We start from the raw sequence: 1,686 nt of genomic DNA on the forward strand, positions 1-1,686 counted from the left end.
GTTATTATACACAACCCAGTCATCATTGGGATAATCCAACCGAATTTGATATTCATTTAAGTAAAAAGGTTCAAGCACAGTATATTAAATTTCAATTAAATTCTAAAGGCAATTTAGATAAATTGGAAATAACACTGGACAATAACCACATCGACAATAATGAAGAAATAATAAATATCTCCTCTTTTATAAAAAAAACAAAAAAAGAGGCAGCTAATAGCAGGGTAGTTATTAGTACATTATTCAATGAATCTGATGATTATTTAATGTTATATATTAATAACTTTCTTTTTTTTACACCAGAAAATGTTATTTTAATATTAAATTTTCCACATAATAGACCCATTCCTAAGGCTGCTTTAACAATTAGTGACCGTATTATCATCATTAATGGAGGGTTTAAAAGACACAAATGGGGAAATACTCTATTATTAGGACATCTTGAAACGTTGGATTACGCAAAAAATAATCTTGTTTTTGACTACTTTTGTACAATGGCTTCAAATAGTCTTTTTGTAAGGCACCTTACAATATCCTCCATACTAAATCAATTGAATCAAAAAGCTTTAACTCCAATTGCCTCACAAAGATCTTACGATTATGATGTTGATCTTGACGCTGAAATCACTACTAATCATGGAACTTGGATGTGGCATCACTATAAATCTCTTCCCCAATTAAAAGAACATATCATTAATGAAATCGGACTTACCCGTATTTCAGCAACCCAAATCGAAGGATTATTTGCCCATAAAAAGGATTGGTTTTTAATTCTTGAAAAAGTTGAAGAGATAAAAAACTTGGCACCTTTTTTATCCTCTCATTTTTTCGTTGCACTTGAAGAAGTCATTCCTATTTCCATTTTCAACCAGTTCGGCTCTGGATATTATACTCATATCTGTTTTATGTTATGGACAAAACCTAACTATTTAATAGAAATCAAGGAAATTTTATCTATAGGATCACAATTACCAGATCATATTTCATCCATTAAATGGTTTCCGAGAGATTGTTATGCATCAACAACCTTGGCTGTTTGTACATCATGGGGAAGACAATTAATTGGACTAGAAAAAAAAGAAAGATTGCCTAACAAATTACAAGCTTCAATCATCCTTAATGATTTTTTGCAAGCCATTAAATCCAGAATACAGACATTGCCACTGACTGAAAAATGGAAACTGGATAAAAAAAAATCGGCTTTAGATTTTCACTGGAACTATAATAATTATCCAGTGGAACGACAAAGATTTTATTTAGATATAGGTCAGTCCTTCACAGATTCAGAAGATCCAGAAACAGGACCTGCACACTTATTTTTTGAAAATACAAATCACCTTGTTGATTTATCCCTTTTTCTCATCGAGAAAAAAAATACCTGTAATATTTTACGCTATTTTTGTCTCTCCTTTGATGCCCAGAAAAAAACTTTGGTTTCTAATATTTCCGAATTGGAGGGATATTTGTATTTATCATCACAGCAAAAGAATAAATCAATAAAAATCTCAATCGATAAAAATAAGATGAATAACTATCATCATTATCAAAAATTATTTGAACGTTTTGTAGAACATACAAATATTGAAGGGCCTCATAATTATTTTGTAAGAAATTGGGATTTAAAGGAAGAAAATGAAAATAAAATAGATTACTATTTTCTTAATTGCCAATGTATTGGTACCCCAA

1 protein-coding gene is annotated in these 1,686 nt (G+C 30.1%); it reads left to right on the forward strand.

From position 1 onward, the window contains the following. On the forward strand, positions 1-1,686 hold a 1,686-nt coding region (locus tag U0839_RS08745; protein WP_413550510.1), incomplete at both ends, for a hypothetical protein.

It is taken from the genome of Commensalibacter sp. A3DC, from assembly GCF_047307945.1.
Classification (GTDB): Bacteria; Pseudomonadota; Alphaproteobacteria; order Acetobacterales; family Acetobacteraceae; genus Commensalibacter; species Commensalibacter melissae.